6 protein-coding genes are annotated in these 4,259 nt (G+C 56.3%); all 6 read left to right on the top strand.

Features of this window, described 5'->3' with window-relative positions:
- Positions 1-187: 187 nt before the first annotated feature.
- The 6 genes from RAE04_RS11580 (at position 188) to RAE04_RS11555 (ending at position 4,177) form a co-directional block, all read left to right on the top strand.
- Positions 188-565, top strand: a complete 378-nt coding sequence (locus RAE04_RS11580; RefSeq protein ID WP_317027460.1) for a hypothetical protein — start codon at positions 188-190, stop codon at positions 563-565.
- Positions 566-828: 263 nt separating this feature from the next.
- Positions 829-1,221 carry a hypothetical protein gene (locus tag RAE04_RS11575; protein WP_070769495.1) on the top strand — a complete coding sequence of 131 codons (393 nt, stop codon included), beginning with the start codon at positions 829-831 and terminating at the stop codon, positions 1,219-1,221.
- A complete protein-coding gene (locus RAE04_RS11570) occupies positions 1,218-1,595 on the top strand; it encodes a hypothetical protein (RefSeq protein ID WP_070769496.1) in 378 nt (125 codons plus the stop codon). Before RAE04_RS11575 ends, RAE04_RS11570 begins: the two co-directional genes overlap by 4 nt.
- Positions 1,596-1,841: 246 nt before the next feature.
- Entirely contained in the window at positions 1,842-2,204 is a 363-nt protein-coding gene (mobC, locus tag RAE04_RS11565) for a plasmid mobilization relaxosome protein MobC (protein WP_070769497.1), read from the top strand.
- Positions 2,185-3,792: a relaxase/mobilization nuclease domain-containing protein gene (locus RAE04_RS11560; protein ID WP_317027459.1), complete on the top strand. Its 1,608-nt coding sequence runs from the start codon at positions 2,185-2,187 to the stop codon at positions 3,790-3,792. Before mobC ends, RAE04_RS11560 begins: the two co-directional genes overlap by 20 nt.
- A complete protein-coding gene (locus RAE04_RS11555; RefSeq protein ID WP_317027458.1) occupies positions 3,770-4,177 on the top strand; it encodes a hypothetical protein in 408 nt (135 codons plus the stop codon). The genes RAE04_RS11560 and RAE04_RS11555 overlap by 23 nt, the downstream gene beginning before the upstream one ends.
- Positions 4,178-4,259: the final 82 nt, after the last annotated feature.

The following is a 4,259-nucleotide window of genomic DNA, read 5'->3' as shown; positions in this document are numbered from 1 at the left end:
GCAGACGGCACTCCTGGTGCAACCTTCTAGCCCCCGATGACTTCGAAGCGCTTAATTCAGCTACACTGACCCAAGCAGCATAGCTAACCCCCGACGTGTCTACTTTCCGGGGGCCAGGCCCGGGTTCGACACTTGCGCGTGGGACTCAGTCGACGACTATAAACATGCACGTGGGATCGCTGGTCACATGCAGTTGGTTCGGTATGGGACCACAGGTGTTGACCGTCCTACTGGGTGTCTGCGCACGGGTCATGATTGGGAGACCTGGTTTAAGCGTTTTGAGTCTGCTCGGGGTCGTCGTATCCGTACGGCTGACAGTGCCCTACTCACCGAACTCGTTGCCGCGCATAAGGCTGGTCTTGTCGTCGTTGACCGTTTGGCTGTTCGCGTTTCCGTGGCTCAGAAGGTGGGTTGGTTGTCCTCTTTGGGGATGGGTGAATTCACCCGGGCGCAGTGGGATCACATGAGCAAGAAGGTTCGGCGTTCGACGGTGCTACGCGATGCCGATATGGATGCTGTTCGTGCCTTTGCCGATGAGCTGAATCGCGGTGATGGCTATGTCTAGCACCCCTCCCCCTAGTCGGTTTGGTATGAAGCTTTCTCGCGGCCCTCCTATAGGCACTTTTATCGTCACAGAGACGCTAACCATGCAAGCAACAGCACCCCAGCTAAGTCTTGAACCATCGGGTGCTTAGACCGAGTTCCCGATGGCACCAATACACCGCAACCCAAGATAAGGAGGAACATATGGAGCCACAATCGCCCCGAGCACCACGGATGCCGAGCGCCCCACGAGCGCCGCGCAGTGGAGCTAAAACAGGCGCGGAAATGGAGGAGAGCAGGTACGCAGCGGAGGAGTCTGCGAAGGGGCTTATCGCCGGTTTGGTTGGTCTAGACCGCGCCGATATTATCCGTCGTTCCAACCGAGTCCAGGAGATTCTGGACGATTTTGCCCAGCACGCCCCAAAAGAAGAAGTGTCTTTGGAGCAGCTTAAAGCGGAGGGAGAAAAGGTTGACGCTGAGCTTGATCAGCTAGAGCAAACCCTCGATGAGCGCGCTCAGTCGCGGCGGAAAAAGCAGAATCAAGGTGGCTACCCACCGCAGCCGCCGCGGAAAAAGAAGCCTCGTGTCCCTCGGGTCAAAAACCCGCGATTCACCCCACTTTTCCAGAATGAACCAGAAGCAAAAGACACCAGTAAAGGATGGGAACCAGAACTATGATTACGAAGTCTCAGACCGCTTCGTCGGTAAAAAAGATTGAAGCTCTCCGCCAGGAGCGGGAGCAAAAAGAAGCCGAAGAAGCCAAGAAGGTTGAGGAGTTTAAGCGTCAATTAGGCGAAGTTCTCTACGCCTGCGCTTATGAGCCTTCAAGCAAGTGGTCCAAATTTCGCGGCGGTTCCGTAAGGGAACTGTTCGCAGAAATCGGTATACGGGAGGCCCCCTCCCGTGAAGCGTCCGAGGGACACGAGGGCGCACCTCGCGGCGGAACGCAGGAGCCGATAAAGGCTCCGCAGTCGATTCAGAGGACTCCACAGAGTCAAATGAATCCCGCCGCAGGCCCGAAGCACGCGGGCCAGAATGGCCCGCAAGCGTAGGGCCAGAGGGTCGAGGGAGAGAATCTCCCTCGCCAGCGCCACGAGGCACCGGAGGTGCCCGAGTGGCTTGCTGGCCGCCTGTTTGTGAGGGCCGTCTTTGACGGTGGCGAGTACGCCTGAATCTGCCCCGCAGATTCAGGGGGCCGACACCGGAGAAGCGTGACCCTTACAAACAGACTGTGGCCCTGGCTGCATCAGCAGTCGGGGCCACCCTGCCACAGTAAGCACAATGAGTAGGAGGTGGATATGCGAGACAAGTTCTCGACATATTCGCGCACCACCGTGCGCCTCGATAAGGATTTAGACCGATTTGTCGAGGAGGTCGCACGGGTTGCAGGTGTTCAAAAAGCCGTCGTTTTCCGGGAAGCTCTCTACGTCCTCGCAAAGGAGGAGAGCGTACTAACGCAGAAGCGTTTGGCCCCGGACACGCTGCGCCGCCTGGACGAGATGAACGATCAACTGCGCCGGATTGGTGTCAATCTAAACCAGTTGGCTCGCCGCGCGAATATCGACGGCGTTGCACCCGTGTCTGAGTCTGTAGAAACCATTGCTGGCGAGGTTTCTTCTCTTAAAAAAGAGGTGAAGGACTTTGTCCACAATCAAAATTAACTACAGCCAGGACATCCGCGCGGCAACGGTCTACGCCGTCTATGGAACGGCAGACAATGCCCGCAAGGGTCAGGTGCGAGCTGATGCTTTATGTACGGTTCAACCAGGCGCTGAATCGTTTTCGCCACAGGCTACAGCTGGCCGTTGGTCGGGTGTGGACTTCATGGAGGCCAGTGTGGAAGAAATGGAGCGTTATGCTCCGGCTCAGCGCACCGATGAAGCAATTATCTATATCCAATCGTGGGCTAGAGACGAGCTAGATAAAGACGATCCAGCGGATGTAGCTCGGGCTAATGCAGCAGGCTCTGAGTTGGCGATGCGGCTTACGCGGGACACGGGAGTTCCGTTTACCGTTGCCACGCACACCGACAGTAAAAGCGGCTGCGTCCATAACCATATTGTCTTTGCCAACCATGACACTCGTACAAAGAAGGCTGCGCCGAGGGACATGCGTAACTGGTACAAGTTGCGCAATATCAACGACGAGTTGATGCGCGATTTGGGGATGCGTGTCTTAGAACGTGAGCCAGAAAAATCGCTACTTCCTGCCGAGCGCAGGGCACACAAAGAAGGCAAGTCCACAGACTCGACCAGCTTGAAGGTGGATGAGTTGACCGCAAGCACGTGGGCGGATTTCGCGCGTAAGCGCATGGATGAACTGTGCGCGGATGAACGGGTGGCCGATGCTGGCGACCCACTGGAGAAGGCGATAGAGGTTGCTGGCGATTACAACCTGTCTCTAAAAGTGCAGCCCAATTCAAAGGCTGAAGGCGAGTCGTTGACCGTGGCCCTGGTCGGCGATGACGGCGAGGATGCCTACTTCACGAACACCACGAAGGCCGGGCGTACTCGAAAGCGTAAGGCAGCTAAAGCTGGCTCAAAATTGGGCCGCAGCTACTCGCTAGAGGGCGTGACCGAGCGCGTTAACGAGGCTCAAGCAGCCCTTCTTGCGCGGCAGCTTGCAGCACTTCAAGCCAATTCAACTGATGATGACCTGGAGGCGAAATACGGCTCCAGCCTTCTCGATGACGAGGAGGAAAACCATTACACCCAGGAGGTATTAAATCATGGTCTCAGTGACCCAGATGACGGAGTTAGCCCAAGCAGCGGCGAAGGGCAAGATGGAAAACGTCTTGAAGGTTCTCAGCCCGCGCCTGGACAAGGCGGAGAAGGCTATCAAGACGCTGCAGGAGAAACTGAAGAGTCTGCCGGAGGATACAGGGGACATTCTCAATTCTCTGCCCAGCGACTTCTCGACGAGGTTGACGCAAGCGGAAAGCGAATTAAGGAACGTAAAAAGCAATCTCGCCGCAAACAAGAACTACGTGAGCAGCAGTCACTTCCAAGTAACGATGATGGAAGTGCAGCAGATGATCACGGGTCTGATCAAGAATATCGAGGATCTGCCCAACGGCCTGGAGGGTGTGAAAGGGTATCTAATCGAGATAAGCGAGCAGATGTCGCGCCTGACAAGGATGCAACGACTGGTGCTCAAAGCAGCCGAAAGCCCCATCCATCTCGACAAGGATTCCAGCCAAGCAGTAGCCCAGAGCCTGAATGCTCAGATGACTTCGAGCCTGACTTCTAGCCTGGAACCGCTGGTAGAGGTGGCTGTATCTGAGGCAATGTCGAAAGAGTCTGAAAGCCTGCGCGAGGCAGCAAAAGCCTCTAAGAAGGCTCGCAACGCTCTGCTCCAGGAGAAGGAGGCCAACGAAAAGCTGCTGGAGGAGATACGCGCAGAACGCAAGCAGTATAACGACGACATGGAAAAATCGAACACGAACTTTATTAAGGCCTGCCAGTCTGCCTCGTGGATTGCAGCCAGTGTCCTCGTCGTTGCTATCGCGCTCGTTGCCGTTGGAGCCTTGGGGAAGGGGCTACTGAGTATGCTCGGCATACCCGACGGCGTGTCTGCCTTGTGGGGTCACGTCCAGGGGGCCTGGCCCCCGGAAAGTAGACACGTCGGGGGTTAGCTATGCTGCTTGGGTCAGTGTAGCTGAATTAAGCGCTTCGAAGTCATCGGGGGCTAGAAGGTTGCACCAGGAGTGCCGTCTG

The organism is Corynebacterium sp. CTNIH16 (assembly GCF_032821655.1).
Classification (GTDB): domain Bacteria; phylum Actinomycetota; class Actinomycetes; order Mycobacteriales; family Mycobacteriaceae; genus Corynebacterium; species Corynebacterium marquesiae.
Note: the sequence above shows the minus strand (reverse complement) of the source record. Positions and strands in the feature narration are given on the sequence as shown.